34 protein-coding genes are annotated in these 25,072 nt (G+C 41.6%); 23 read left to right on the forward strand and 11 right to left on the reverse strand.

Going from position 1 to position 25,072, the window contains the following annotated elements:
- Positions 1–214: 214 nt before the first annotated feature.
- A complete protein-coding gene (locus B1K71_RS19805; protein ID WP_175631825.1) occupies positions 215–388 on the reverse strand; it encodes a hypothetical protein in 174 nt (57 codons plus the stop codon).
- A 153-nt stretch (positions 389–541) separates the two neighbouring features.
- Here B1K71_RS19805 and B1K71_RS03825 point away from each other — a divergent pair, with 153 nt between their 5' ends.
- The 8 genes from B1K71_RS03825 to B1K71_RS03860 all read left to right on the forward strand — a co-directional run bounded on the left by B1K71_RS03825 (position 542) and on the right by B1K71_RS03860 (position 5,172).
- A complete protein-coding gene (locus B1K71_RS03825) occupies positions 542–1,174 on the forward strand; it encodes a YczE/YyaS/YitT family protein (protein ID WP_077324685.1) in 633 nt (210 codons plus the stop codon).
- A gap of 87 nt (positions 1,175–1,261) precedes the next feature.
- Positions 1,262–1,420, forward strand: a complete 159-nt coding sequence (locus tag B1K71_RS03830) for a small acid-soluble spore protein P (RefSeq protein WP_077324686.1) — start codon at positions 1,262–1,264, stop codon at positions 1,418–1,420.
- A 75-nt stretch (positions 1,421–1,495) separates the two neighbouring features.
- A complete protein-coding gene (locus B1K71_RS03835; protein ID WP_077324687.1) occupies positions 1,496–2,110 on the forward strand; it encodes an SIMPL domain-containing protein in 615 nt (204 codons plus the stop codon).
- A 64-nt stretch (positions 2,111–2,174) separates the two neighbouring features.
- On the forward strand, positions 2,175–2,738 hold the full coding sequence (locus tag B1K71_RS03840; RefSeq protein WP_077324688.1) for a GNAT family N-acetyltransferase: 564 nt from the start codon (positions 2,175–2,177) through the stop codon (positions 2,736–2,738).
- Between the two features lie 289 nt (positions 2,739–3,027).
- Positions 3,028–3,210 carry a hypothetical protein gene (locus tag B1K71_RS03845; RefSeq protein ID WP_077324689.1) on the forward strand — a complete coding sequence of 61 codons (183 nt, stop codon included), beginning with the start codon at positions 3,028–3,030 and terminating at the stop codon, positions 3,208–3,210.
- Between the two features lie 24 nt (positions 3,211–3,234).
- The gene (locus B1K71_RS03850) at positions 3,235–3,741 is read left to right on the forward strand and encodes a GNAT family N-acetyltransferase (RefSeq protein WP_077324690.1); all 507 of its coding nucleotides are present in this window, start codon (positions 3,235–3,237) and stop codon (positions 3,739–3,741) included.
- Positions 3,742–3,949: 208 nt separating this feature from the next.
- On the forward strand, positions 3,950–4,408 hold the full coding sequence (locus B1K71_RS03855; RefSeq protein WP_077324691.1) for a GNAT family N-acetyltransferase: 459 nt from the start codon (positions 3,950–3,952) through the stop codon (positions 4,406–4,408).
- Positions 4,409–4,779: 371 nt separating this feature from the next.
- The gene (locus B1K71_RS03860; RefSeq protein ID WP_077324692.1) at positions 4,780–5,172 is read left to right on the forward strand and encodes a DUF4181 domain-containing protein; all 393 of its coding nucleotides are present in this window, start codon (positions 4,780–4,782) and stop codon (positions 5,170–5,172) included.
- A gap of 38 nt (positions 5,173–5,210) precedes the next feature.
- Here B1K71_RS03860 and B1K71_RS03865 read toward each other — a convergent pair whose 3' ends face one another.
- Positions 5,211–5,657 (reverse strand): DUF5392 family protein, encoded by a 447-nt coding sequence (locus B1K71_RS03865; RefSeq protein WP_077324693.1) that lies wholly within the window; start codon positions 5,655–5,657, stop codon positions 5,211–5,213.
- A gap of 307 nt (positions 5,658–5,964) precedes the next feature.
- Here B1K71_RS03865 and B1K71_RS03870 point away from each other — a divergent pair, with 307 nt between their 5' ends.
- From B1K71_RS03870 to B1K71_RS03880, 3 genes are read left to right on the forward strand one after another with little or no spacing between them, the layout of a single operon-like run.
- A complete protein-coding gene (locus B1K71_RS03870) occupies positions 5,965–6,171 on the forward strand; it encodes a hypothetical protein (protein WP_077324694.1) in 207 nt (68 codons plus the stop codon).
- The gene (csaA, locus tag B1K71_RS03875) at positions 6,158–6,487 is read left to right on the forward strand and encodes a chaperone CsaA (protein WP_077324695.1); all 330 of its coding nucleotides are present in this window, start codon (positions 6,158–6,160) and stop codon (positions 6,485–6,487) included. Before B1K71_RS03870 ends, csaA begins: the two co-directional genes overlap by 14 nt.
- 38 nt (positions 6,488–6,525) lie before the next feature.
- Positions 6,526–7,266, forward strand: coding sequence for a hypothetical protein (locus B1K71_RS03880; protein ID WP_139343291.1), 741 nt, complete (start codon positions 6,526–6,528; stop codon positions 7,264–7,266).
- Positions 7,267–7,273: 7 nt separating this feature from the next.
- On the opposite strand, the gene B1K71_RS03885 is transcribed toward B1K71_RS03880, so the two are convergent.
- Entirely contained in the window at positions 7,274–7,534 is a 261-nt protein-coding gene (locus B1K71_RS03885; RefSeq protein WP_077324697.1) for a hypothetical protein, read from the reverse strand.
- Between the two features lie 200 nt (positions 7,535–7,734).
- Here B1K71_RS03885 and B1K71_RS03895 point away from each other — a divergent pair, with 200 nt between their 5' ends.
- Both B1K71_RS03895 and B1K71_RS03900 read left to right on the forward strand, forming a co-directional pair.
- Positions 7,735–8,121 carry a VOC family protein gene (locus B1K71_RS03895; protein ID WP_077324699.1) on the forward strand — a complete coding sequence of 129 codons (387 nt, stop codon included), beginning with the start codon at positions 7,735–7,737 and terminating at the stop codon, positions 8,119–8,121.
- Between the two features lie 18 nt (positions 8,122–8,139).
- On the forward strand, positions 8,140–9,498 hold the full coding sequence (locus B1K71_RS03900; RefSeq protein ID WP_077324700.1) for an FAD-binding oxidoreductase: 1,359 nt from the start codon (positions 8,140–8,142) through the stop codon (positions 9,496–9,498).
- Between the two features lie 90 nt (positions 9,499–9,588).
- Here the strand turns inward: B1K71_RS03900 and B1K71_RS03905 are convergent, their stop codons facing one another.
- On the reverse strand, positions 9,589–9,762 hold the full coding sequence (locus B1K71_RS03905; protein WP_139343292.1) for an aspartyl-phosphate phosphatase Spo0E family protein: 174 nt from the start codon (positions 9,760–9,762) through the stop codon (positions 9,589–9,591).
- A gap of 183 nt (positions 9,763–9,945) precedes the next feature.
- Between B1K71_RS03905 and B1K71_RS03910 the strand changes: the two genes are divergently transcribed.
- Positions 9,946–10,503, forward strand: coding sequence for a beta-class carbonic anhydrase (locus B1K71_RS03910; RefSeq protein WP_077324702.1), 558 nt, complete (start codon positions 9,946–9,948; stop codon positions 10,501–10,503).
- Between the two features lie 65 nt (positions 10,504–10,568).
- On the opposite strand, the gene B1K71_RS19810 is transcribed toward B1K71_RS03910, so the two are convergent.
- The 3 genes from B1K71_RS19810 to B1K71_RS03920 all read right to left on the reverse strand — a co-directional run bounded on the left by B1K71_RS19810 (position 10,569) and on the right by B1K71_RS03920 (position 13,345).
- The gene (locus B1K71_RS19810; RefSeq protein ID WP_175631827.1) at positions 10,569–10,730 is read right to left on the reverse strand and encodes a hypothetical protein; all 162 of its coding nucleotides are present in this window, start codon (positions 10,728–10,730) and stop codon (positions 10,569–10,571) included.
- Positions 10,731–10,877: 147 nt separating this feature from the next.
- Complete coding sequence (ald, locus tag B1K71_RS03915) at positions 10,878–11,993, reverse strand: alanine dehydrogenase (RefSeq protein ID WP_077324703.1); 1,116 nt, start codon at positions 11,991–11,993, stop codon at positions 10,878–10,880.
- A gap of 107 nt (positions 11,994–12,100) precedes the next feature.
- Positions 12,101–13,345 carry a PucR family transcriptional regulator gene (locus B1K71_RS03920; protein WP_077324704.1) on the reverse strand — a complete coding sequence of 415 codons (1,245 nt, stop codon included), beginning with the start codon at positions 13,343–13,345 and terminating at the stop codon, positions 12,101–12,103.
- A 195-nt stretch (positions 13,346–13,540) separates the two neighbouring features.
- Between B1K71_RS03920 and B1K71_RS03925 the strand changes: the two genes are divergently transcribed.
- Positions 13,541–14,623 carry a YkvI family membrane protein gene (locus B1K71_RS03925; RefSeq protein WP_077324705.1) on the forward strand — a complete coding sequence of 361 codons (1,083 nt, stop codon included), beginning with the start codon at positions 13,541–13,543 and terminating at the stop codon, positions 14,621–14,623.
- Positions 14,624–14,664: 41 nt separating this feature from the next.
- Here the strand turns inward: B1K71_RS03925 and B1K71_RS03930 are convergent, their stop codons facing one another.
- The gene (locus tag B1K71_RS03930; RefSeq protein WP_077324706.1) at positions 14,665–15,525 is read right to left on the reverse strand and encodes a GNAT family N-acetyltransferase; all 861 of its coding nucleotides are present in this window, start codon (positions 15,523–15,525) and stop codon (positions 14,665–14,667) included.
- Between the two features lie 218 nt (positions 15,526–15,743).
- Between B1K71_RS03930 and B1K71_RS03935 the strand changes: the two genes are divergently transcribed.
- Positions 15,744–16,382 carry a DUF1572 family protein gene (locus B1K71_RS03935; protein ID WP_245799150.1) on the forward strand — a complete coding sequence of 213 codons (639 nt, stop codon included), beginning with the start codon at positions 15,744–15,746 and terminating at the stop codon, positions 16,380–16,382.
- A 42-nt stretch (positions 16,383–16,424) separates the two neighbouring features.
- On the opposite strand, the gene B1K71_RS03940 is transcribed toward B1K71_RS03935, so the two are convergent.
- Both B1K71_RS03940 and B1K71_RS03945 read right to left on the reverse strand, forming a co-directional pair.
- Positions 16,425–17,618, reverse strand: a complete 1,194-nt coding sequence (locus tag B1K71_RS03940) for a chromate transporter (protein WP_077324707.1) — start codon at positions 17,616–17,618, stop codon at positions 16,425–16,427.
- 16 nt (positions 17,619–17,634) lie between these two features.
- On the reverse strand, positions 17,635–17,943 hold the full coding sequence (locus B1K71_RS03945) for a PadR family transcriptional regulator (protein WP_077324708.1): 309 nt from the start codon (positions 17,941–17,943) through the stop codon (positions 17,635–17,637).
- A 228-nt stretch (positions 17,944–18,171) separates the two neighbouring features.
- On the opposite strand from B1K71_RS03945, the gene B1K71_RS03950 reads away from it, so the two are divergent.
- Both B1K71_RS03950 and B1K71_RS03955 read left to right on the forward strand, forming a co-directional pair.
- The gene (locus tag B1K71_RS03950) at positions 18,172–18,699 is read left to right on the forward strand and encodes a topology modulation protein (protein WP_077330013.1); all 528 of its coding nucleotides are present in this window, start codon (positions 18,172–18,174) and stop codon (positions 18,697–18,699) included.
- Positions 18,700–18,796: 97 nt separating this feature from the next.
- Positions 18,797–19,969 (forward strand): hydroxymethylglutaryl-CoA synthase, encoded by a 1,173-nt coding sequence (locus B1K71_RS03955; protein WP_077324709.1) that lies wholly within the window; start codon positions 18,797–18,799, stop codon positions 19,967–19,969.
- Positions 19,970–20,137: 168 nt separating this feature from the next.
- On the opposite strand, the gene B1K71_RS03960 is transcribed toward B1K71_RS03955, so the two are convergent.
- The gene (locus B1K71_RS03960) at positions 20,138–20,758 is read right to left on the reverse strand and encodes a DUF3298 and DUF4163 domain-containing protein (protein WP_077324710.1); all 621 of its coding nucleotides are present in this window, start codon (positions 20,756–20,758) and stop codon (positions 20,138–20,140) included.
- A 183-nt stretch (positions 20,759–20,941) separates the two neighbouring features.
- Between B1K71_RS03960 and B1K71_RS03965 the strand changes: the two genes are divergently transcribed.
- The 5 genes from B1K71_RS03965 to B1K71_RS03985 all read left to right on the forward strand — a co-directional run bounded on the left by B1K71_RS03965 (position 20,942) and on the right by B1K71_RS03985 (position 25,023).
- Entirely contained in the window at positions 20,942–21,292 is a 351-nt protein-coding gene (locus B1K71_RS03965) for a DUF805 domain-containing protein (protein WP_077324711.1), read from the forward strand.
- 271 nt (positions 21,293–21,563) lie between these two features.
- Entirely contained in the window at positions 21,564–21,995 is a 432-nt protein-coding gene (locus B1K71_RS03970) for an ester cyclase (protein ID WP_175631828.1), read from the forward strand.
- 33 nt (positions 21,996–22,028) lie between these two features.
- Positions 22,029–22,559: an RDD family protein gene (locus tag B1K71_RS03975; RefSeq protein WP_077324713.1), complete on the forward strand. Its 531-nt coding sequence runs from the start codon at positions 22,029–22,031 to the stop codon at positions 22,557–22,559.
- Positions 22,560–22,656: 97 nt separating this feature from the next.
- Positions 22,657–23,172, forward strand: a complete 516-nt coding sequence (locus B1K71_RS03980; protein ID WP_077324714.1) for a GNAT family N-acetyltransferase — start codon at positions 22,657–22,659, stop codon at positions 23,170–23,172.
- Between the two features lie 222 nt (positions 23,173–23,394).
- Positions 23,395–25,023 carry a DUF4435 domain-containing protein gene (locus B1K71_RS03985; RefSeq protein WP_077324715.1) on the forward strand — a complete coding sequence of 543 codons (1,629 nt, stop codon included), beginning with the start codon at positions 23,395–23,397 and terminating at the stop codon, positions 25,021–25,023.
- Positions 25,024–25,072 lie beyond the last annotated feature (49 nt).

Genomic DNA, 25,072 nt, shown 5'->3' on the forward strand with positions numbered 1-25,072 from the left:
GTTTAAGATAAAAGTGCTAAAGTTCATATGTAAAGTGCTAAAGTTCACAACTTAAATGCTAAAGTTCACAATTGACGCCCGCCGAACTGACGCAAGGCCAAAAAGCACGGCGAATTGTAAACAAACACCGAAGAGCCATTTAACGGTGCACGAAAATGGGTGAAAGAGAATCGCGGCCCCACTAAAAAAGGAAGCCTGCCATCGGGCTTCCTTTTTACATACAGACATCTTCAATATGCGTGACGGCATCAGCACTGCAGATCATGTCCCTGGTATCCGGATTTCCGTTTGATTGTCCGGTTGAGCTGAAAAGATATAGTGCAATCAATACCGGGGATGCAAGTAACGCCAGGAAGGCAATCCAGTAAAAAATCCGGAATTTAATCATAAAAAATCTCCTCTCTGCTATTAGTTTATTATGAAAGTCAGTTACCGGTGCACGTCGAAAATCGGAAATCTATTTTTAGTTCATTTTGTTTTGTTTGACCGCGGGGTTTGTTAAACTATAGGGAGTTAATTTTTCGGAAAGGAAGTGGTGATGATGCGATTCATTCGGGACGGGATCCATTTTTATTTTATTGGTATCGTCATATTGACACTGGGAATTGCACTCACCATTCAATCAGCATTGGGTGCATCCCCTTTTGATGCACTTCTGGTCGGACTGCATCGGACTTTTGGTTTAACGGTTGGCAGCTGGGAAATCGTTGTTGGCTTCTCCATGATTGTCGGTAATGCACTCGCCATGAAAAAAAGACCGGAATATCTGGCGCTAATCACATCGCTCGTAACCGGAATTGGTATTGATTCGTGGCTGATCCTTCTTCGTGACTGGATTGATCCGGCTGCATGGCCCGGACAGTCGATTGCGCTTACTGTTGGCATTATTTTAATCGGACTCGGCGTTGCATTTTACTTGCAGTCTAATTTCGCACCAAATCCGATGGATCGAACGATGCTAGTCATTTCGGATTTGACCGGCTGGAATGTGACATATTCCCGGGCTGCAATCAGTGGAGTGCTGGTCATTGTTGCCTATCTTTTTGGCGGAGCAATTGGAATTGGGACGTTGATTAACGCGCTAATTTCCGGCGTGATTATCAGCCTTTTCCTGCCATATGTGAAAGCACTCCGCCGTGGACCGCGGAAACGCCGGAATAAAATGGCGCAATGAAGCGACACAAATGCAGTGATTGAACACAACTGATGCATAGTTTCCTTTCCTCTTCAAAAACTAGGAGAGGGAAGGAGGCGTTATTTCATGGGTAAAGGTAAAAATCGCAAAGGACCAAAACAGCAGGAAAGCCCCAACCTGCCAACAGGTCCTAAGCAGCCGTATGGTGAACCGCTCGACGGATCACATAAAGTGAAACAGCGTAATCATTCACGGCAAAAACAAAAATCCGATCATGATATGTAAAAGACAGTGAACAGCTGTCTTTTTTCATGCACTGAAAATCGCCGGCATATCATTTATAGATAGGAGTGATATGTCATGCATGAACAACGTGTGATGTCAGTATCCGGCACGGCATCTCTGTCAGCTGAACCGGATATTGTTACAGTCGAACTGCAAGTGGTAACGGAAAATATGGAACTTGCAGCAGCTCAGCAGGAAAACAGCCAGTCGATGAATCAGGTAATCCAAGCATTATTAAACATGGGGATCGAACAGGAAAATATTCGGACGACGGCATTTAACATTTATCCGCAGTATGACTTTGTGGATGGTGTGCAGCAATTCAGGGGATTTGAAGTGACACATGCAATTCAAATTACGATAGGAGACATCAGTCGGGCAGGGATGGTGATTGATACCGCCGTTCAGAATGGTGTGAACCGGGTGTCGGATGCGGAGTTTGCGCTAGCCGATCAGGATGCCATCTATCAGCAGGCATTAAGCATGGCGCTTCGTGACGCTTATGCGAAAGCACAGAAACTTGCAGCAACGATGAAATTAAACGTTATGCCGATTCCGGTTGAAATTGATGAAAAATCGGATACCGCACCGGTCGTATATCAAACCTATACAACTGCGAAAGCTTCCACCAATTTGCAGCCGGGACAGCTGAAAGTTACTGCACAGGTTGATGTGAAATTCCTGTTTTAGGAAGGAAATCCGGCCCCGATAGTCGAATACAGACTAGTACATTAAATGGAAAGGGGTCTTTCATATGCGGGAATTTCCAGTTCTTGAAACAAACCGCCTTAATTTAATTCATATTGATCATCAATTTGACCAGAATTTTTATGATATTATGTCCAACGACGATGTAACCGAATTTTATGGGATGGAAAGCCTTGAGTCAGTTGAGCAGGCAAAAGCGATTATTGACAGCTTTCAGCAGCTGTTTGAAGCGGAGCGCTGTATCCGCTGGGGGATGGTTTTGCATCCGAGCGACGAATTCATTGGTACTATAGGTTTAAACAATTTAAATGTGAAAGGTAAAAAAGCGGAAATCGGCTTCGAACTGGACCCAGACCAGTGGCGAAAAGGCATTACTACGGAGGCAATCAATGAAGTGCTCCGCTACTCGTTTGAGGTGCTGGACTTGTACCGAATTGGCGCAGTAGCGTTTCCAGCCAACACAGCATCCAATTCCCTTCTGAAAAAAATCGGGTTTGCACAGGAAGGAAAGTTGCGCGGATACTTATTTCAAAACGGCCATTCTCATGACGCTTTCGTTTACTCTATCTTGCGGGACGAATGGATTGAACGCAAAGGCGGACTGGCGTAAAAGCAATTATTTTATTTTAGGCAGGGCGGCGAATGCCGCCTGTGTCGATAAGACAAACTGAATCCTCAGCAGGCGACTGCACCCCCAATCATGAAGTGGATGCAAATGACCGAATATTACGGGCCGGCTGTAACGGAGAAAAGCCACTCGAATTCCTCCTGAAATTCTCACGGACCAAACCTACATTCTTCAAAATCCCCCTGAATTTCGGACATCACCTATATCCGATACACGCTGGAATTCCAATCTATTTACCGTTAAGATGGAAATAAACAAGGAGGGGGTTTCGATGGAGGCAATTATGTCAATTTTTATATATGCTGTGGGACTTTTCATTCTGTACTTGGTCATTACGGCTGCAGTCCGGCATGGGATTGATAACTCAGCTGCGGGGAAAGCATTATTAGAGCATTACCGCCGGACATCCAAGGCGGATAATTTATATAGAGGTGACGATTTGGATAACTATTAATAACGGTGTGGGGTGAGCGAATTTATGAACATTCGAATGGCGACACCTGATGATGCGGCCCAAATCGCCAGGGTGCATGTTGACAGCTGGCGTTCTACATATAAAGGAATTGTTCCCGATTCGTTTTTGGATCGAATGTCGTATGAGAAACGAACGGAGCGGTGGAAGCAAAACAGTGTCGAACAAAATGTATTCGTTGCTGAAAATAACAATACTGAAATTGTCGGCTTTGCCAATGGCGGGAAAGAACGTCAGGGGAAATTTGCAGGGTATGATGGAGAATTGTACGCAATCTATCTTTTTAAGGAATATCAGGGCAAAGGAATCGGCAAACGTCTGACACAGGCAGTGGTTGATTCTCTTTTAAAAGAAGGGTATCAAGCCATGGTAATCTGGGTGTTGGAAAAAAATCCGGCCGTACATTTTTACGAAGCAATTGGCGGGCAGCCATTGGGCGAGGATGAATTGGAAATCGATGGTGCAAAACTGAAAGAGATTGCTTACGGTTGGCAGGATTTACAACAATTTTAATGGAAGTCAAAACGTTTGCAGGATTGGAAAAGGGGAATATGACATGCGAACACAATACATTAGCAGGATAAAGCATGCCTATCCGCTGAATTGGCGTTTAGGGCAGGCAAGCGGAAGTATATGTAAACTATACTTTCCTTCATGATGGTTTTTGGTATGATAGAATAATAGCAAACTTTGATTCAAACAAGAGAAAGAGGAGAACAACATGAGAATACAGCGATTAAAAACGACGGAAAATCCTCCAATGGAGTTGCTGCTGACAGCGGATCCATCTGAGAATAATGTACGTGAATATCTGTCCAAGGGTCAATGCTACGTTGTCAGGAAAGACAATGTGGTTATTGGGGTGTATGTCCTGACCCAGGAAAGGCAAAATAAAATGGAGCTTGTTAATGTGGCTGTTCTGGAACATTATCAGGGGCAGGGGATCGGTACAAAAATGATTCAGCACGCAATTGCGAATGCACAGTTGCAGGGTTATCAGTTTATTGATGTCGGAACAGGAAATTCCAGCATTGATCAGCTGCGACTGTATCAGCAGTGCGGGTTCCGGATGGTCAAAATCCGCCGCGATTATTTTGTGGAAAACTATAATGAGCCAATTTATGAAAATGGAATCCAATGCCGTGATATGGTTCGACTGTCAATCCCATTGCGGGCATAAGCGCAATTTGTTTTTTTGCAAAAAGACGTCACTGCCCTGTGTTGGACAAGCCGGGCTGTTCCAAAATTACACGTGTATACGATGATAGGCATATTGCCGATGTTATGGAGAACGGATGAAAAACGAATCACTGAAGCATCCACGACATACACCAATGGAGGAGATATCATGAAGAAACTGCTGCGGCTTGCCATTAAATATGGTCCCATTGTCTATCCGATGGTCAAAAAGTTTATCAATAAGCGCAAGCGTAAAAACGGTCAGGTTTAACCACTGAAAAAGCCTATCAGGATACCGCCCATCCAATCAGAGGACTGGTGATTTTTGCTTTCAATCTGCATATGACATTTTTTGATTAGAAGGGAGAAAGTTTGTCTTTGGATTTATGGGAACTGATAATGTTAATTGCTGTATTGTTTGTTGGCGGTTATTTTTTGGAGAAGGGACTAAGAAAGTGGCTTAACATTGGAAAATCAAATAAACGGTTTGCGAATAAAAAACATGAATGGGCTGTGTTGATCACGGGTGCGGCAGCTCTTGTCGTCTTTTTATTTATGAACGGGATTTTCAGAACCAACAACGTCAATATAAATCCAGGGAACCTTATTTTGTTGATTCCAGTGGTGATGATGTCAGTCGAAGCATTCATGCAATGGAAATATCACGAAAATCCGCGGGAATATCTTATTACGCTAATTTTTCTTGGGATTTTTATAGTATTTGCAGTAACGTTTATGGCAATCTTTGGCATCCGTTATAACTAAAAAAAAGAACCTCCATCAAAGAAGGTTCTTTTCTGTGCTTAGTTCTCTGTCATTCGTTCTTTACGGCTATTTTCCTCGGTCAGGAAATCAAAGAATGTCTGCATGCCGAACTTTGGCTGTGCTTTAATATTACGAATATATTTTTCCTTGGAATAGTCGTTGACATGTTCGCTCTCGTTAATGCGTTCAATCATGTGTTCCATGCCGATTTTGTACATTTCTTTTTTGACGTGTTTAGATTCTTTAAACAGTGCGATCCCGACCGCCGCCATCAGCGCATAAATTCCCAAAATCACCATGTTATCCAGTGTCCATCCGCCTGAAATCAGCGAAAAGAACAGATTGGTAATGGAGATTGCCAGCAGAGGCAGGGCAATCAATGAATACCGTGAACTTTTTTTCAACTGCGGTTTAATCATTTCTGTCATAGCCTGCATCTCTTTTTCAATGAATGCAGGAACATTTGTCATCATAAAATTATTCATAACGAACAATCTCTCCTTAATGTATTCAATCTATCGCCATAGTAAGTTTTTTGACGTTATAAAAATAGACCTGACCAAATAAATTGGTAAGGTCTTGCTAACAACAGTTGGTTGCCAACAAAGCCGAGAGCGTTTGCCCTGTAATGACGACTTTGCTGTAAAAGCTACTCCCCTTAATAGGAATATTCTTATTAACTATATTATATCGCTTGTAAGGCAATATGTCATATGTAAAGCTTGGAAACAAGGAAAATGTTGTAAGTTGTTTCACAATACAGTACAGTTAAGGTAAAAGGGGCGAGGCACGTTGAACAACTGGTTATACATCCTTTATGCATGTGTATTGGGTGTTCTCTCAATTTTTACTGGTGAGATGGTAACGTTTGTAATGCTGGGATTCATTTTGATTACATTACAAAATGTTAATATGAATCTAAAAAGAATCTATCGTAAGCTGCCGGAAAAATCAAATACAGCAGCAGATGAAGGGGGCAATGCTTATGGCAACAATTGATGATTTTATGAAATTGGATCTGCGGATTGGTACGGTTCTTACAGCGGAACCATTTCCGGAAGCACGAAAGCCTGCCATTAAATTAGAGGTGGACTTTGGGGAGCTTGGTGTCAGGAGGTCATCTGCTCAAATTACGGAGCGATATGATCCGGAGCAGCTTGTCGGACGTCAGGTTGTTGGTGTGGTCAATTTTCCACCGATGCGGGTTGCCGGGTATAAATCGGAAGTGCTCGTTATCGGTGGAGTACCTGAGGACGGCGATGTCGTGCTGTTAGGGCCGGATGAAAATGTGCCCAACGGAACGAAAATTTCATAAAACAAATTTTAAATCTATATTGGGGGAGTCGGCACAGGATGTTTTATCGTAAAATAGTAACTACTTTTTTTGTTGTGATGTTCGTCTCCCTGATTCTCGCATGCCTTAATATACTGGGTGGTACTCCAAAATACAGCCTTGGCAATTATCTGATCGGCTGGAGTCTTTTTTACATGGTGTATGTCGGACCGATTGTTTTAATTTATGGCAACCTGGTTTCTGTTTTTCTGGAATATTGGCAGAGGAGCTGGACTAGACCCCGGGATTTGTTATATATATTATTGCACGGGGTACTTGGACTGGCGAACGGGTTGCTATTCGCCAGTCTGGCAGCTGCATTGTATGGTGCTGTGGCGGCTTTGTTTTATGCTGTCATTGACCGCTGGCTGTTCAGCCGGAAGCGGAAAGGGAAACGGAACAGGCTGTATTTAATGTTGATTCCGTTCATTGTTTACGGTGTTTTGTGGGGTATTCTGCAATGGGCATCATCATCACCGCCGCCATTTACCGCAGCGGATGCGGTGGAATATGCCACATCCGGTAAAGGAACAGCGATTGAACAATTCCCGGATACAGTTGGAAAATGGGAAGACAGCATCAGCGGATACCATGTCGTCCGGGAAACGAGCGTGGAGAAGATTGATGATGAGGAGTACATAGTGAAGTTCAAGGAGACATGGGAAAAAGGCGGCGAGACAGGATCACGTCTTTATACATATGAAGTAGACAGGCAATCCATAACAGCACGCGAAATTAAAGAAGAAAAGCCACCCTATTAGCATGAAGTTATTCGACATTTTCTGACATAATTCGGGTGGTGCCTGTCACCTGTCGAATAATATTGGCCATCAAGGTGACGCCGGTTAGGCCGATGATAAGGAACAGGCTACTCATGATTGTTGCGGGAAACAGGCCGCCGAGGGTGATGGCTCCTCCCGTGATGATCATAGTTCCTTGTCCCATGAAGCTGTTCAGGGCAAGATATGAGCTGCGTTGGGAATCAATTGCCAATTCCGCGAGCAGGCTTTGCCTGACCGGGATGTACATTAGTTCCCCTCTGGAGATGAAGACCATCAAGCCCAGCAATACCCATGGTGCTGTAACATACAGACGAATTCAAGCGCAAAAGAGGAATTTTTTGAACAATCGTCGAAATAAGATTAAGGTGGAAATGAAGGACAAAACTATAACTATTATTCGACAAAATGCGGGTAGTGCCTGTCGCCTGTCGAGTAGGGGGATTATTTTTGAAGATTAATATTACGAGTGTTTTTGTGGAGGATCAGGAGAAGGCGTTGAGATTTTATACAGATGTGCTTGGGTTTGAGAAGAAGACGGATATGCCTGCGGGGGATTTTAAGTGGCTGACTGTAGTGTCACCGGAGGATCCGGATGGTGTGGAACTGCTGCTTGAGCCGAACGATAATCCTGCAGCCAAAACCTACCAAGAGGCAATCTATGATCAGGGAATTCCGACGACTTCATTTGCAGTGGATGACCTTCATAAAGAATATGAACGTTTGACGGAATTGGGAGTAGCTTTCACTGCGGAACCAACGGAAATGGGTCCGGTCACGTTTGCTATTTTTGATGATACGTGCGGAAACTTGATTCAAATTTCACAAGGAAAATAGGGCAAGGAGATGTATTCTATGAAACTAGTTGAAGAATTGCAGGCTGCGCTGTCAAAGGAGCGTGTTTCTGAAAATGAAACATTGTTAGAACAGCACAGCTCGGATGAATCATACCACAAACCCAACCGGCCGGAAATTGTTGTTTTTCCGGAAAACAGCGAAGAGGTCAGTGAAGTTGTCAAACTGGCAAATCAATATAAAACTACAGTTGTTCCATATGGGTTCGGCTCCAGTCTGGAAGGAAACGTTATTCCGTATGAGGGCGGCATCGTCATCGATTTTTCCATGATGAACAAGGTGCTGGAAATTCGTGAAAATGACTTTCTCGTAAAAGTTCAGCCCGGTGTCACACGTTCACAGCTTGATAAAGAATTAAAAAAATATGGCTTATTTTTTTCCGTTGACCCGGGTGCAGATGCGACACTGGGCGGTATGGCCGCAACAAATGCGAGCGGAACAACTGCCGTTCGTTACGGGATTATGCGTGATCAGGTACGCGATATGGAAGTCGTGACGGCAGACGGCTCTATCATACATACCGGGAATATGGCCGCAAAGTCATCTTCCGGCTATAATTTAAATGGTGTTTTGGTAGGATCTGAAGGAACACTCGGCTGTTTTACCGAATTGACACTGCGGGTGTACGGCATTCCGGAAAATGTTATGGCAGCTAGAGCAGAATTTCCAACCGTGGATGATGCGGTCGAAGCCGTTATTTCTATTTTACAGGCTGGCATTCCGATTGCCCGTGTAGAACTTGTGGATGAGCAGTCTATCAAACAGATGAATGATTTCAGTGATACAAATTATAATGCTGTCCCAACACTTTTTCTTGAATTTCACGGTAATGAAGCAGGGCTTCAGCAGGATGTGGAATTTATGAAAGAAATTGTGATGGATATGAATTGCCAAGAAATCGAATTTGAATCCGACACAGCTGCACGCAACCGGCTGTGGGAGGCACGTCATAATGTCGCATATGCTTACATTCATGGACATCCGGGTAAAAAACAGATGGTAACCGATGTATGTGTGCCGATTTCGGAACTCGCCGGTGCAGTAAAGGATGCCAGGGCAGCGGTCAATGAATCAGGTCTTGCCGGTGGAATTGTCGGTCATGTCGGTGATGGAAACTATCATATCCTGCTAATGATTGATGTCAACGATCCAAACGATATCGAAAAGGCGAACAAAGTTAATGAACGTATTGTTGAATATGCATTGGAACGGGGAGGCACCTGCACAGGTGAGCACGGTGTCGGTGTCGGCAAGCGAAAATACCAGGAAAAAGAGCACGGGGATGCGCTTGAAGTCATGCGAAAAATAAAAGCAGCACTTGATCCGGATGGTGTGTTGAATCCTGGGAAAGTTGTGTAAAGGTAGTAAGGTTTGGTCTGCTGGATTTTAGCGAATTATACATGCCGGATTCAAAAACGCTTCGGAGCAATATCCGAAGCGTTTTTCATCTCATCCTGTCAGGCAAAAACGTTCACCGTCCACATGTATATTTAAAAGCGTGTCGAGCTGCTGGCTGCACTTAATTGTCCGTTCATCTGTCAGGCCGTATTTCAAGCCGAGCTCTATCATTTCCTGTTTTTTTGCCGAAACCGCTGCTGACAAGTCAAAATTCGATCGAGCCATCAATCTTCTACCTCTCATTCCCAAAATTTTTATCCTGAAGTTTTGACAAACACCGTTTATTAGTATGCCGATTAACCTATAAAATTTCAATAGATTCAACAAAGGTTGTCATAACATTACAAATTACGACACACCTTTTCATTTTTCCGGATTATTAGTAATATAAATAGAGAGGTGAAAAAAATGAAGCTATTAGACGAAATTCTGGAGTACAATGAAAAGTTTGTTGAAGGTAAGGAGTATGAAAAATTCGAAGCAGGCAAACTGCCGAAAAAGAAACTTTTGATTCTGTCATGTATGGATACGCGGCTGGTTGAATTGCTTCCGAAATCGATGAATCTGGAAAATGGTGATGCCAAGGTTTTAAAAAACCCAGGTGCCGTTGTTTCAAATCCGTATGACAGTATCATGCGCGGGATTCTGGTTGGTGTATATGCGCTGCAGTGTGACGAGATGATTATTGTCGGTCACAAAGACTGCGGAATGTCCAGCGTCAATACAACAGATTTGGTAGAAACCATGAAGAGTCGCGGAATCAACCCGGAAAACTTTGACACTGTGAAAGATGCCGGTGTGGATGTCCATCAGTTTTTAGCAGGATTTGATAATGTGGAAGAAAGTGTAACACACAGTGTCAAAACCGTTAAAGACCACCCACTGATGCCGGGCGATGTACCAGTACACGGATTGGTAATTGATCCGAAAACCGGTAAACTCGACACAGTTGTAAACGGATATTAAAACAAAAAGAAAGTAACTGCATGATTTCCGCAGTTACTTTTTTGTTGTCACCCAATACGTTAAATTCAGGAGTGTTCGTGTTTCCAGGTGGTTTCGTTGCCGCTGACAGGGCATGCTGGGAACTTTTCATCCTTATTCAGTTTGGCTTTCTCACCGGATTGACACATATAATATCCCTTTACTGGTACACCCTGACCTGTTCTGTATTCACGATATTCTTGCTTCATGCTGTAACCTCCATTCAAGCTTATTGTTGCCCATATTTACTCCCACTATAATATGAACGTAAAAAAGCACCTTCGCCGTACAAGCGAAAGGTGCTTTTAACTGTCCTATATTCTATATGACAAAATCTGGGTCGTGCCAGGCACTACTTATTTCAAGGCGTCTTCCACGGATACATAATCATACCCGAGGTCCTGTGCTACGGCTTCGTAGGTTACTTTTCCGTTTAGGACGTTCACGCCGCTTTTGATTGCTGCATTGTTCTTAATTGCTTCTTCAGCACCTTTGGCAGCAATTTTTTCAGCGTATGGAACGGTCACATTTGTCAGGCCGATTGTTGCCGTGCGTGGTACAGCACCTGGAATGTTCGCAACCGCATAGTGCAGTACATCATGTTTTACATAAATTGGCTTATCGTGAGTTGTCACATGGTCGACTGTTTCAAAGTTACCGCCTTGGTCAATTGCAACATCAACGATTACAGATCCCGGCTGCATGGATTTAACCATTTCTTCCGTAACCAGTTTTGGCGCTCTTGCACCAGGAATCAGCACAGCACCAATTACCATATCAGAGTCTTTAACAGATTCCGCAATGTTAACTGGGTTGGACATGAGCGTTTGCGCGCTTGAACCGAACATTTCCTCCAATTGGCGTAAACGGTTCGGGTCAAGGTCAAGGATGGTTACATCTGCACCAAGACCCGCTGCAATACGCGCTGCATTGGTACCAACCATGCCGCCGCCAATAACTGTAACTTTGCCGCGGTTAACACCAGGCAGTCCGCTTAGCAGAATTCCTTTGCCGCCTTTAGCTTTTTCCAGATATTGTGCACCGATTTGTGCAGCCATCCGACCGGCAACTTCACTCATTGGAGTTAAGAGCGGCAATGTATTGTTAACAGTGATAGTTTCATATGCAATCGCTGTAACGCCTTTTTCTACCAAAGCTTCTGCCAGTTTCGGCTCGTTTGCCAGGTGAAGGTATGTGAACAGGATAAGCCCTTCACGGAAGTAATCGAATTCGGATTCAAGAGGCTCTTTAACCTTCATGATCATTTCTGCTTTTTTCCATACGTCTGAAGCGCTTTCAACTACCTCAGCACCAGCTTCTTTATATTCATCGTTTGTAAAACTGCTGCCAAGACCAGCATCTGCTTCAACCATCACGTTGTGGCCTGCTTTAACCAGGTGCACAATACCAGCTGGAGTAATCGCAACACGGTTTTCATTATTTTTGATTTCTTTAGGAATACCGATAAACATTTATAACATCCCTTTCAATTAAATAAGTATAGTATTAATTATACACATTGTTGCATAACTTTTCTTCATTTGGAAAGCTAAATGGCTGCCGTCCGATTTGTTAAAAATCACAAATTCCTCTGATTCATTTCGTTCACAAGAAGATCCAGGTACAATGTCATCTTTTGGTTGTAATTCCGCAAATCAATATTGGCAATTTCTGCAATCCGCTTCAGCCGGTAATTCAATGTATTTATATGAATATGCAGCAACCGGGAAGCCTTATGAACATTGCCATCACATTCCAAAAACATTTTTAGTGAAGCAAGCAAATCAGAGCGATGTTCCTGATCGTATGCCTTCAATTTCTTAAGTGAAGGGTTGTGATAGTAATTTCGGGAACGGAATTTGTAAAACTCATGAATAAACTGAAACACGCCAAGATCATGGTAATTGTAAACATCCTGCAGCCTTTCCGGAAACTGTTCTTTCAATTCCAGCACTTTTAATGCCTGTTTATAGCTGTCGGTAATGTGTTCAGGCGAATCGTATATTAATCCGTACGCACCTATAATCGCCTTAACGTGTAATCTTTCTTTCATCTTATCAATAAAATCCGCTGTAAAATCGTTAATTGAATCCTTCTCCGTACCAAGCTGGGCAAGAATAATCAGTTGGTTTTGGTCAAATAACCGAAAAATAACCCGTGCCTGTTTCAACGTTTCTGTTAAATAATAGGCATGGCGTTCCATTGTCTTCGTTACTTCACCGTCAAACTCAATCAGGACAACACTCAAGTCCCCTTGTAATTCCATCCCGAATCGTTTTGCCTGCCGTTCAATGTCTGTTTTATTGCGTACGTTACCGGACAACAGTTGCCAGAAAAATTCTTTGTAACTTTCTTCGGAATTACGCTGTTTCTGCTGGTGCCGCAGCAGATAATTTTGGGCCAGCTGTGCGGCTTCCTTTAGTATCTGAATCGTATTTTCATCAACGGTTTTTTCATTTGTCTGTGCCCAGATAAACCCAAGGATAACCTGATTTTTGCGAACCGATACTGCAATACGATTTCCAAGTCCGACAGATTCGATGGGCGGGATAATAACTGGTTCATCACTGTCAAAAAGCTTTGCCATCACACCGCTTTGCCAAAGACCGTTAATAACGTCTTCAGGGACCTTTCTTCTAATAATGGTTGCAACCCTTGCTTCATCCACATTTGATTCATGTTTGCTGTAGGAAATCAACCTATGATTGGAATCCTCTATCGTAACCGGGCATTCCAGAATCTCACTGATCCGATCAGCCAATCCGTCAGGCGATTTAAAATCATCATGCGGAAATCCGCGGTTATCTGATGAACGAAAATGCATACTATTGCTCCTTATTTCACTCTCTGTTTTCTTACCTCAAGAATACCACAAAAAGAGGTCAAAAGTATCCATTTGTTTGTTTCAACAAATTTTCTGATTTATGTTGTTAAATATCACTAAACATTTGTTTGATTTTTGTGATATACTAGACTATGTTTTCAGTTTAGACAACTTAGATAGACTAGGGAGGATAATATGAAACGGATTTTACAAATTGGAAGCGCTTTTATGGGAGTTATCATTGGAGCCGGACTAGCCTCCGGGCAGGAGATTCTGCAGTATTTTACCAGTTTTGGTTATATGGGGATATTTGCCACCATTATATCAACTGCTTTATTCGCGTATTTGGGCTTTATACTGGCAAGGCTCGGCAGCCGCATGCAGGCTACCTCACATAAAGAGGCGATTTATAAAGTGAGTGGATGGAAATGGCTCGGCGTGATTGTGGACTATATCATTATTTTTACTCTATTTGGGGTAGGGGTAGTGATGATCGCCGGAGCAGGCTCCATTTTCAGTCAGCAATTTGGACTTCCTTCCAGTTTCGGTATAATTGTTATGAGTATATTGGTAGCAGTTACCATTATGATGAATATTAGTGCTGTTGAGAAAGTAATCGGAAGTATCACACCGTTTTTGATACTGTCTGTAATAGGTGTATCGATATACAGTATTGCAACAATGGATTCATCTTTTACAGAACTTGAACCGATTGCAGCCGGATTGCCATCTTCATTGCCGAATTGGTTTATTTCCGGGATTAATTATGCTTCATTTAATATTGCAGTTGGAGCTTCTATGGCTCTATTAATGGGCGGTAATGAAAAAGATGAAAAAACGGCATCCATTGGCGGACTAGTCGGCGGACTGGGAATTGGTGTTATAATTGTCTTAAGCGATTTGGCCATTTTCTCAAAAATTGAAACAGTTGCCGATGCAGAAATGCCGATGCTTGAGCTGGTGAACAATATTTCACCGGTATTGGGAATTGTTTATGCGGTAATTCTGTTCGGTATGGTCTTCAACACTGCAGTTGGAATGTTCTTTGCTTTTGCGGCTCGCTTTACCGATGTTGGCACAAGTAACCACAAAATTTTTGTAATTATCACCGGAATTGCTGCATTCGTGCTCAGCTTTGTCGGATTCACCGATTTGGTCGCCTTATTCTATCCGACAATTGGTTATATGGGGCTATTCCTGATACTGGCACTAATTATTGCGCCATTCAGAAGTTCCTTAATAAAAAATGATGAACAATCTTCAAGGGAAAGTGCGTGATTAAAAAAAGTGGCTTGCCGACGCCGGCGAGCCACTTTTACTTATTTTGATTTGTTTTTTCCATATAAAATCCATGGTGATTTCAATATAAAAGCATGGTCAGCCGGTAACGTTTGTGCCTCTTCTTTGGTCAAATCCATCCAGATATACGTCTCCTCACCAGTTTGATTTGCCAGTTGTCTGTAATCGCGGCTGATTGTCTCCCAGAGGCCTTCCTGATCGGATAGGTCAGACCATGGATAAATGACATGCAAATATTGGTGCTTTTTCTGATCCGGTTTGGTTATTAAAAATCTGGACGCATCGGCATTCTCATAAAACGTCCACTTACGTAATTCATGGTCAGGAAATAAATTCGCCGTTGCCGGAAACGGATAATAACATTCATACGGAAAAACGTTTCCCGGTTCTATGAACGTTTGATGGATCCATTTTTTCCTCCGTTCCAGTTCTGTAACCGGCCTCCATGGCATCGCACCGGATTCCAGCATGGATGTATTTTTTGTCAGTGCGCCGTGCAGCATTGTGTATTCCGAAAGTCCGATTTTTTCCATTACCCGGCGTGCAGGCAAATTTTCTTCCTGTGTATTCGCACCAACCCACTGAATTTTTTCATCCCGAAACGCCACATCCTTTATATACGACATGATCTCGGATGCATAACCTTTCTTTTTAAAACGGCGATCAGTTCGTATTCTGCCAAGCATGGCATATGTATTAGCATATATGGAAATCCCGCCAATGCTGACGAGTTGCCCGTCCTGAAAGAGCCCGTAAATACGATTTGGTTCCCGGCTTAATCTGTCAAAAACCCTTAACACATAATCATTTTCAATCCCTGTATCCATCGCTTCAACAAGTGGTTTATCATCATCCTGCAACAGGCGAATCGTACTGCTCATCGTTCACTCCACTCCCATTTTGGTTATGCATAATTGAATATTCATAACTGCTGTCTATTCCAGTAAGCATCATCCATTCCGAAATTGTCGAACGACACCCCTGCAAAAAACACTGTACCATAAGGGGGAATTGTTTGAAAATAACTGGATTTCTGGCAGGAATTCACATAGAAAAAGCGAAATAGTAAGGTAATTAATTGATAAAGAGGTGAGGCTTGATGTCTGTTTATGACACTCTATTTTTGATGCTATCATTTGGGACACTCTTGGTTTATATACTGACGAAAAACAAGAAAACACATGGTACTAAAAGACCTATGAAACTGGAGAAGACGTATCTGCATGTTATCATAAAAAAATTTAAAGATATGAAAAAACAAGGTGACAAAACGATAAACCGGCTGTCGGAAGAGGAGATTCACTGGGCGTACAATGATGCGTCGAACAGTGTTGCGGTAATTGTAAAGCATTTAAACGGCAATATGGTATCCAGATGGACAGATTTTCTGAATTCCGATGGCGAAAAGCCATACAGAAACCGTGATAATGAATTTGAAGATGATCAGACCTCCAAGCAGGAGCTGATCTTTGCCTGGGAAAAAGGTTGGGAAACGCTTTTTTCCGCATTGGACAGTTTAAAGGAAGAAGATATAATGAAGCGCATCTACATTCGCGGAGAAGAACATACTGTACTAGAGGCAATTGAAAGGCAGCTGGCTCATTACGCCTCACATGTCGGTCAAATTATATATATTGGCAAACAGGTGAAAGGGGAGAGTTGGGAAAGTCTCAGTATTCCTAAAGGGAAATCACAGAAGTATTTGGAAGACATGCTAAAAAAACATGAACGGGAATAACAAAGCTGATCCTTCTGTTGAAGGGATCAGCTTCGCATTTTTTTATCCAACGTTTGAAATCAGCATTCCACCAAAAGCCCCGGTAATAACAATCACCCAAGGAGGCAATTTCCAGTAATACAGCATGCTGAACAGGACAGCTCCAAGCGCAAAGTCCATCGCTGTTGATATGGAACTGATCCAGATAGGGGAGTACAAGGCAGAAATAAGAATCCCGACAACAGCAGCATTTACGCCAATCAACACACCTTTTATTTTTGGATTGCTTCGTAATGCATCCCAAAACGGAAGCGTCCCTAATATAAGCAGAAAGGCGGGAAGGAAGATTGCAATCATTCCGAGCAATCCGCCCTGCCAGCCATGAATTACTGCACCAATATAAGCGGCAAATGTAAACAGCGGACCCGGTACCGCCTGTGCTGCACCATATCCGGCAAGAAATTCTTGTTCGCTCAACCATCCGGCAGGGACAAATTCCTGCTCCAGTAATGGCAGGACCACATGTCCGCCACCAAACACAAGTGATCCGGAGCGGTAAAAACTGTCAAACAAGGTAAGCCACTCAAGCTTCGTAATATTGCTTAAAACCGGTAGGACAAATAATAATCCGAAAAATAACGAGAGACAAACAGTACCCAATTTTTTTGAAACAGGAAAATGTGAGACTTTCGATCCTTTTTCTAGCGCGGTCTGTTTCCTGAAAAGAATAAATCCAATGGCCCCGCCGATTAAGATTACAGCTACTTGCGTAAAAGCTGTTTGCCATAGTAAGGTAACGATTAAGGCAATGAGCGCAATCGTTTTTCGCTGAATATCCGGAGTCAGTTTTTTCGCCATCCCTAACACAGCCTGCGCCACCACAACTACCGCGACAATTTTTAGCCCATCAATCCAGCCGGCATCCTGCAGATTGAACGTATGAAGCAAGGATGCGAAAATAATTAGTGCTACGACAGATGGCAAGGTAAAGCCTATAAATGATGTGATTCCACCAAGAACTCCACCGCGCTTTACCCCAATACCAATTCCAACCTGACTGCTTGCAGGGCCGGGTAAGAACTGGCATAACGCAATCAGATCCGCATAACTTTCCTCATCCATCCATCTTCTCTTTCGAATATATTCATCGTGAAAATACCCAAGATGTGCGATTGGCCCACCAAAAGAAGTGAAACCAAGTTTAATTGAAACCATTAATATTTCAAGCAGTGATTTCAGCTTATTTTTTTCATTCATGCGGGGGTTATCTCCTTTAGTCCTTAATTTCTTTAAACAGTTCAAACGCCTTATCACGTGCCTGTTCCAAAATAATCTCGCCTTTATCTGTAGCCGAATAATATTTCCGTACTTTACCATCCACGTTTCTTTCTTCCTTCAGCAAAAGTCCATCCGATTCCATATTGTGAAGGATGGGGTACAGTGTTCCCGCACTCATTTCATAACCATGTTCCTTCAGTTCATCAAGCATCCAGACCCCATATATTGGGTGTTCCATAGCATGATGCAAAATATGGATTTGAATGAAACCAAGAAAAAGCTTCCGCAATATACGATCTTCCAACCTGAACACCTCCCTTTGATTTCGAAACACAATATCGAAAGTCTATATTGCAAAAATAGCATATTGAAAAGAGGCGCGCAATGGGGAGAGATGATATTTTACAATAATTTAAAAATCATAAAGGGGAGAAGTAGAAAGTTATCGGCAGAGCGAAGAATTTTAACAGGACCTAACCGGTATATGGTATGATGTACTATGCTTATCATCGGAAAGGGAGCTGGTGTTACGGTGGAACGAATCATGGTCATGGGGGTATCAGCCGGGGCTGGAAAGTCAACGTTTGCCAGGAAACTCGGCAAAAAATTGGACATTGATGTGTATCATCTTGATGCTTATTTCTGGAAGCCGGATTGGGTGCAGGCATCCAAAGAGGAATTTCGTGACAGCAATCAGAAAATAGTGGACCAGGATCAATGGATTATCGAGGGGAATTACAGTACCACATATGATATACGAGCTCCGCGTGCAGACACAATCATCTACCTGGAGCTGCCGCTTACAATCTGCATGTACAGGGTGGTAAAGCGGTGGCTGACCAATATTGGAAAAACCCGCCCGGACATGGGAGCGGGATGTAAAGAAAAATTGGATTATCCATTCATAAAATTTATCATAACGACCTACCATAAGCGTAAGCAAAAGATGCGCATCAGATTCCGGGAATTCCAGGAAGCTGACCCAAGTAAAAAGGTTATCATCTTAAAGGGAAGAAAAGAGATTCAGGCATATTTTGACAATGAAATTTGTTCGAATTGATTTCAATGTAAGATTGTATTATTATGTAATTTATTGATTTTATGCTTGAATTAAAAGCTAACGTATACAATTCACCGCCAAGAAGAGGGGAAAAACGTTGAAGATAGGAATTGACAAAATAGGATTTTACACACCACATCTATACCTTGATATGAACAAACTTGCAGTGAGCAGAGATATTGATCCGGGTAAATTCACCATCGGAATCGGCCAGGAAAAAATGGCAGTTCCTCCTGTTACGCAGGATCCGGTTACACTTGCCGCAAATGCCGCGTATGAAATTTTGGATGAAGCCGACAAAGAGCAAATTGATTTTGTGATTTTTGGAACAGAGTCAGGTATTGACAGCTCCAAGTCGGCAGCTGTCTATGTCCATGAATTGCTCGGAATTAATCCAAATGCACGTGCAATTGAAGTGAAGCAGGCATGCTACGGCGCAACTGCCGCCATTCAGATGGCAAAAGGGCATATCGCGCTGAACCCGGAAAGCAAGGTGCTTGTGTTGGGTTCAGACATTGCCAGATATGGATTGAATACATCAGGAGAAGCTACTCAGGGTGCAGGTGCAGTTGCACTTGTCATCTGCGCGGATCCGGGAATCATGGCACTTGAAGATAAATCTGCTTACATGACCGCCGATGTAATGGATTTTTGGCGTCCCGTCTATTCCGATAAGGCGTTCGTCAATGGAAAATTATCAAACGAACAATACATTGCATTTTTCGCGGATGTATGGGAGCAATTTAAACAAAAATCAGGCCTTGACCTGAAAGATTTTGAAGCAATTACATTCCACCTCCCATACACAAAAATGGGCAAAAAAGCATTGAAACCTGTTTTGGAGGATGCGCCGGAAGATGTTCAAGAGCGGCTGAAAGCAAATTATCAGATCAGTACCGGCTACAACCGGAATGTTGGAAACATCTACACCGGATCACTGTATTTGAGCTTGCTTTCCTTACTGGAACAAAAAGAGGATCTGAAACCAGGCACGCGAATTGGACTATTCAGCTATGGATCGGGGGCTGTCGGTGAATTTTTCACAGGTATCCTGCAGTCAAACTACCGGGATTATCTGAAAACAGAAAATCACAACAAGATGTTCGCATCACGAAAAGAAGTGACTGTCCCTGAATATGAAGCGATTTTTGAAGAAACGCTTCCAACAAATGGATCAACGGTGAAGCTGGATACCGATGCTGATCCGGCAGTCATTTGCCTGGCCGGTATATCGGAGAATATGCGTCAGTATGTGAATAAGCTGAAATAAAGAAAAGAGGCAATCTTCCACAATTGGGGATTGCTTCTTTTAGTGTGGTGTACGATTTTATCCCTATGTTTTAATGTGCAGCCGCCAAAATGGCTGAAAAATTAATCGGATCGCCAAAGTTCATAATTCAGTTCCCGTCCAACTATATGTTTGCCCTTCTACTAAAACTTAATTATTTATCACCATCGGAGCAAGTGGACCGTCTTCATTAATGATGTCCTGAATGGCATAGACGGAAATCGGGAACATCGGAAAACCGAACACATATGGAGTAATCTCATAAAGCTGAAAATAGATAACGAGAGTTTTATCAGCAATGTAAAAATCCTGATTCGGCTGGATTGTTACTGGATTTTCAAATGTATCAATATCCCGCTCGGCGATTTGTTCATTAATTAATTCAGACAATCGCTCTACATAATTGCTTCCCGGCTTAAATAAATCACTTAAACTGTATTGTCTCCGCTGATCCAAATCAAATGTTAGTGACTTGATGTATGTCATGCCATGGGCTGCATGGTAATGATAAGCATAGTTGGATAATGTTAAACTCAACACATTCCGCTGGTTATTTTTAATTTCAAAGGAACCGTCCATTTCCACAAGCGTCGTCGGCATTTCTTCAATCTGCATGTTAATGAGTTCCTGGGTTTCATGCGCAATGGACTGGTTTATAAATCGTTCCATTGACCGATCCCGCATGCCAAACACCTTTGGATAGATGACTTGGATTTGCGGTCCGTTACTGATGCGAACCGGCTCAATATTGACTGGTAATGCTACAGGCATATTTCCCACCCTTTACTGGTTTTGTGCCTAGTTTATTCAGGGAAAAAGGAATTGTGCTTTTCCACAATGGAATGAAATATAAGGGACAATTTATTCTTTTGTAAAAAAACAATTAATTATAGTAAAATATAATTGATTTGCATACTTATCATTAGTCTGTTTCGAGAAGGGAGGGAACCATTAATGCAATGGTATACAAAGGTTATAAAGAATTATGTCACGTTCGATGGCCGTGCTAGACGGATGGAGTACTGGATGTTTGTCCTGATTAACGCAATTATTGCAACCATACTATCCATATTGGAGTTTCTACTTGGGATTCCTACAGTATTGACAACATTGTATTCATTATTTATCTTTCTGCCATCGTTGGCAGTAAATGTCCGAAGACTTCATGACACGGGAAAATCCGGCTGGTGGATATTAATTTCATTGGTTCCGGTTGTCGGTTGGATCATCTTATTTGTCTTTATGGTCCTCGATAGTGAGTTCGGCCGAAACAAATGGGGACCGAATCCGAAAACAAGCTTTTAGGAAAATATACAGGAAAATGGTGTATCAAATCAGATGCACCATTTTTATATGCAACGTTAGCGGGTGATTTATGGAAATATACTACAGCTTGACATACTTAGGCAGATTTCCATCTTTCATTGCACTTATTTCTTATAATTGGGCTGTAACCATACTTGGGGCGTTTATCGTGATTTGTGGAGTTATCTAACTACATGGAAAAAATGACAATGTTGTTGGAAAATTGTGATATAGTAAAATGGAAAGGAATTGTGGAGCGGGAGTGACTTTTATGGCTAGTGCAGAAAAGGAAGCAATCGTTAGAACATGGTTTGACGAGGTGTTTACGAAAGGTAATTTGGATGCAGTCGATACTGTTGCAGCCAAAGATATGGTGATCTATTCACAGGGGCGTAATGAAAGCGCTGTCGGAACGGATGGCTTTAAAAAATGGCTGGAATGGTACTGTGACTCATTTGCAAATCGAACATGGTTTACAAACGATATCATTGAAGAGGAGGACAAAATTGTTGCCCGTTATACCGGTTACAGTACATATAAAGGCGGGTTATTGGATATACCATCGGAAGATCAAAAAGTGACAGAAACAGGCATTATTATCTTCCGTATTGAAAATGGAAAAATTGCTGAACAATGGTGTGAAATGAGTGATCTACAGGTGGTACAGCAGCTTTTGGGAAGTGAATTTTTAATGGCAAAGTAACGGCTTAAAAATCAGACGACAGGGGTGCAGGTGATGGGGAACTCCGCAAGCATTGCTAAGAGACTCGCGGCGTTGGTGATTGATTATTTTTTGGTCGTTGTTTATGCATGTATATTATTTGGATTGGCAGCACTGTTTTATCAGTTCATACTTGATGGAATTCCTGACACAGGACGTTTGACACGCGAACTCACAGCGTTTTTAACATTGGCTTTTCCAGTTTTTCTATATTTTGTAATCATGGAATCCGCTGCAGAACACGCAACATATGGCAAGCGAAAAATGAAAATTTGCATAGCATCAACAGACGGGGATTCCCCAACTTTATTCCAAGTTATGCTGCGAAATGTTATTAAATTGTTGCCATGGCAAGCGGCTCACACGTTTATCTTTACCGGAATGCATCAGGAATGGACTCTGTCGGGATTAACTTGGATGATGGTTGTTGTGTTCTGTTATGGCTTGCCAATCCTATCAATCTTATTCCTCTGTTTTCGTAAAGACCACCGTGTTGTGCATGACCTTTTTGCAAAGACGGTTGTGATGAAATCCGATCATTCCTGACTTGTGTCGGATAAGGTTGATGTGAGAAGAACAATTGTATTAGATCTGAAAAGGTTAATTCCGACATTGGAAATCACGTTTAAGGGAATGAAATAGGATGAATCTGACAACAGAAAATTTAAAGCTACGCCCCTATGAAGACAATGATGAATGCTTCCTGGCATCTATGTTAGCTGATCCGGAAATCATGCGCTTTATCGGGGACGGTAGAACAAAAGATGAAAATGGAATAAAAAATTTCCTGGATTGGATCTATCATACTTACGAAAGAGGATCTGAATTCGGTTTGCATGTGATGGTTCGTAAAGATGGAATTCCTGTAGGTCATGCTGGTTTAGTTCCACAAGTGGTAAGTGGAATAAACGAATTGGAGATTGGCTATTGGATTAATCGGCCATATTGGAGACTCGGTTATGCCACTGAGGTTGCAACTGCCCTGAAAAGGTATGGCTTACAAAAGTTAGGTGCACCGAAATTGATTGCTTTAATACAACCGGGAAACTCCGGATCCAAAAAAGTGGCAGAGAAAATCGGAATGCATGTTGAAAAAGAAATTGTGCTGTCCGGAAGACAGGTTCTCGTATACGCTGTATACAAAAATGAGAACCGATGACTGTGAAAGATAAAAAAAATGGATGGTGCTGGATCAGGGATAATAAAATGGAATTTTAAATTTGAAATCATACAATCGGTCATTTTAAGTGTAATAGGAAATGAAATTTTAACTATACATTAAGGAACATAACGGTTTTCGTTATAATAATAGTTTTCCGTAATCGGGCCATATTGTTGAATAACTTAGGGTGAAAATAGTTGACATTTTAGGGGGATAATTATGAGCATTGGTATTAAATTTCCAAATGATGAAATAAGACAATTTGAACAAGGTAAACCGATTGTTTTACTTGGAGCCAACGGTGCAGGAAAAACAAGGCTAAGTGTAAAAATTGAAGAATTAAATGATCCGAATTTTAATAATAGAGAGGTTTCGGAGACTTTATTAGTACAGAGAATTACCGCCCAGAAATCACTTTCTTTAAGTGAAAGCATAGTGATTAAAGGGTTAGATTCCGCAGAAAAAGAAGCAACTGTAGGTTCGGATAGTCCTAACTCAAGTAAATTTGGATTTAGATACGGTAGAAATCCGGCCACATCCTTGTTAAACGATTATGATAAAGTTCTTTCGTTATTTTTTGCTAGAAATAATAAGTTAGTTGAGCAATATCATGAACAGTGTAGAATTGCTCAGTCTAAAAATGAAGCATTTCCTCCACCAATTAAATCCCTAAAAGAAAAAGCACAAGAGATATGGGATTATTTACTTCCAAATAGACAACTAGACCTTTCTGGAAATGAAGTTCATGTAATATTTAATAGCGAACGATACCATGGGAAGGAAATGAGTGATGGAGAACGCGTTATTCTATATATGATAGTACAAGCTTTATCTGTAAAACCAAATTCCATGTTAATTATAGATGAACCTGAACTCCATATTCATAAAGCTATTATAAAAAAATTATGGGATAAGCTTGAGGAAGAACGTCAAGATTGTGTTTTCATGTATATTACTCATGATTTAGATTTTGCTGTTTCAAGAAGCGTAAACGAAGTTCTTTGGGTCAAATCTTATAATGGTAATGAGGATTGGGATTATGAATTTCTCCCTTTGACAGATTACTCAGAGTTACCAGAAGGGCTATTGTTTGAAATGTTAGGTACACAAAAGAAGGTAATATTTGTTGAAGGCACTAAAGAAAGTCTTGACTATCTTTTATTTCAGGAATTGTATAAAGACCTCAATTATCACATAATTCCATGCGGTGGTTGTTCACAAGTAATTAACTATGTTAAAGCAAAAAAAGGCTATTCAAAACTTGACTATCTTGAAGTGTATGGGATTATTGATAGGGATTTTAGACCTGATAGTCAACTTGAGTCTTTAAGGCTGGATGGTATTTTTGCACTTGATGTTGCAGAGGTGGAGAATTTATTTATCGTGCCTGAAATGCTTGAATATATTAAAGAAAGGTTAGGGAAAGACGAAGGTGTGGTTGAAGAAATAAAGGATTTTGTAATTAGAATATATAATGGAATCAAACAAAAACAATTGCTAGCAGCTTTCTCGAGTGAAATGAACCATCAATTAAAAACATTAAATTTAGATGAGAATATTGATAGTGATGGTGTGAAACGTAAGATTGAAAATAAGTTTTCAAAAGAGAATATAGATTCAATTTTCAAAGAGAAAGAGGATTTATTCTTATATATTAATGAATATGAAGATATCCTAAAGATATTTAATTTCAAGGAGTTATCTGACAAAATATCTCCAAAGTTTGGATTGCAGAAAGGGGAGTATAGAAAGTTAATTATAAATTTATTAAAGAGATCACCGAATTATCAAGATAAGAAAAAAATCATTGAAGCAATAAGACCTTATACACCCTATATATCTGCATAAATATATAGGTAGTTATGCATTAATACGATCGGGCGCGCGGAATAAAAAT

Origin of the sequence: Virgibacillus siamensis (assembly GCF_900162695.1) — a bacterium.
Taxonomy (GTDB): domain Bacteria; phylum Bacillota; class Bacilli; order Bacillales; family Amphibacillaceae; genus Lentibacillus; species Lentibacillus siamensis_A.

Excerpts from the sequence above, each read along its gene's own strand:
- B1K71_RS19805 (WP_175631825.1), bottom strand. The coding sequence starts at position 388 with ATGATTAAATTCCGGATTTTTTACTGGATTGCCTTCCTGGCGTTACTT.
- B1K71_RS03825 (WP_077324685.1), top strand. The coding sequence starts at position 542 with ATGCGATTCATTCGGGACGGGATCCATTTTTATTTTATTGGTATCGTC.
- B1K71_RS03830 (WP_077324686.1), top strand. The coding sequence starts at position 1,262 with ATGGGTAAAGGTAAAAATCGCAAAGGACCAAAACAGCAGGAAAGCCCC.
- B1K71_RS03835 (WP_077324687.1), top strand. The coding sequence starts at position 1,496 with ATGCATGAACAACGTGTGATGTCAGTATCCGGCACGGCATCTCTGTCA.
- B1K71_RS03840 (WP_077324688.1), top strand. The coding sequence starts at position 2,175 with ATGCGGGAATTTCCAGTTCTTGAAACAAACCGCCTTAATTTAATTCAT.
- B1K71_RS03845 (WP_077324689.1), top strand. The coding sequence starts at position 3,028 with ATGGAGGCAATTATGTCAATTTTTATATATGCTGTGGGACTTTTCATT.
- B1K71_RS03850 (WP_077324690.1), top strand. The coding sequence starts at position 3,235 with ATGAACATTCGAATGGCGACACCTGATGATGCGGCCCAAATCGCCAGG.
- B1K71_RS03855 (WP_077324691.1), top strand. The coding sequence starts at position 3,950 with ATGAGAATACAGCGATTAAAAACGACGGAAAATCCTCCAATGGAGTTG.
- B1K71_RS03865 (WP_077324693.1), bottom strand. The coding sequence starts at position 5,657 with ATGAATAATTTTATGATGACAAATGTTCCTGCATTCATTGAAAAAGAG.
- csaA (WP_077324695.1), top strand. The coding sequence starts at position 6,158 with ATGGCAACAATTGATGATTTTATGAAATTGGATCTGCGGATTGGTACG.
- B1K71_RS03880 (WP_139343291.1), top strand. The coding sequence starts at position 6,526 with ATGTTTTATCGTAAAATAGTAACTACTTTTTTTGTTGTGATGTTCGTC.
- B1K71_RS03885 (WP_077324697.1), bottom strand. The coding sequence starts at position 7,534 with ATGTACATCCCGGTCAGGCAAAGCCTGCTCGCGGAATTGGCAATTGAT.
- B1K71_RS03900 (WP_077324700.1), top strand. The coding sequence starts at position 8,140 with ATGAAACTAGTTGAAGAATTGCAGGCTGCGCTGTCAAAGGAGCGTGTT.
- B1K71_RS03905 (WP_139343292.1), bottom strand. The coding sequence starts at position 9,762 with ATGGCTCGATCGAATTTTGACTTGTCAGCAGCGGTTTCGGCAAAAAAA.
- B1K71_RS03910 (WP_077324702.1), top strand. The coding sequence starts at position 9,946 with ATGAAGCTATTAGACGAAATTCTGGAGTACAATGAAAAGTTTGTTGAA.
- B1K71_RS19810 (WP_175631827.1), bottom strand. The coding sequence starts at position 10,730 with ATGAAGCAAGAATATCGTGAATACAGAACAGGTCAGGGTGTACCAGTA.
- ald (WP_077324703.1), bottom strand. The coding sequence starts at position 11,993 with ATGTTTATCGGTATTCCTAAAGAAATCAAAAATAATGAAAACCGTGTT.
- B1K71_RS03920 (WP_077324704.1), bottom strand. The coding sequence starts at position 13,345 with ATGCATTTTCGTTCATCAGATAACCGCGGATTTCCGCATGATGATTTT.
- B1K71_RS03925 (WP_077324705.1), top strand. The coding sequence starts at position 13,541 with ATGAAACGGATTTTACAAATTGGAAGCGCTTTTATGGGAGTTATCATT.
- B1K71_RS03930 (WP_077324706.1), bottom strand. The coding sequence starts at position 15,525 with ATGAGCAGTACGATTCGCCTGTTGCAGGATGATGATAAACCACTTGTT.
- B1K71_RS03935 (WP_245799150.1), top strand. The coding sequence starts at position 15,744 with ATGTCTGTTTATGACACTCTATTTTTGATGCTATCATTTGGGACACTC.
- B1K71_RS03940 (WP_077324707.1), bottom strand. The coding sequence starts at position 17,618 with ATGAATGAAAAAAATAAGCTGAAATCACTGCTTGAAATATTAATGGTT.
- B1K71_RS03960 (WP_077324710.1), bottom strand. The coding sequence starts at position 20,758 with ATGCCTGTAGCATTACCAGTCAATATTGAGCCGGTTCGCATCAGTAAC.
- B1K71_RS03965 (WP_077324711.1), top strand. The coding sequence starts at position 20,942 with ATGCAATGGTATACAAAGGTTATAAAGAATTATGTCACGTTCGATGGC.
- B1K71_RS03970 (WP_175631828.1), top strand. The coding sequence starts at position 21,564 with ATGGCTAGTGCAGAAAAGGAAGCAATCGTTAGAACATGGTTTGACGAG.
- B1K71_RS03975 (WP_077324713.1), top strand. The coding sequence starts at position 22,029 with ATGGGGAACTCCGCAAGCATTGCTAAGAGACTCGCGGCGTTGGTGATT.
- B1K71_RS03980 (WP_077324714.1), top strand. The coding sequence starts at position 22,657 with ATGAATCTGACAACAGAAAATTTAAAGCTACGCCCCTATGAAGACAAT.
- B1K71_RS03985 (WP_077324715.1), top strand. The coding sequence starts at position 23,395 with ATGAGCATTGGTATTAAATTTCCAAATGATGAAATAAGACAATTTGAA.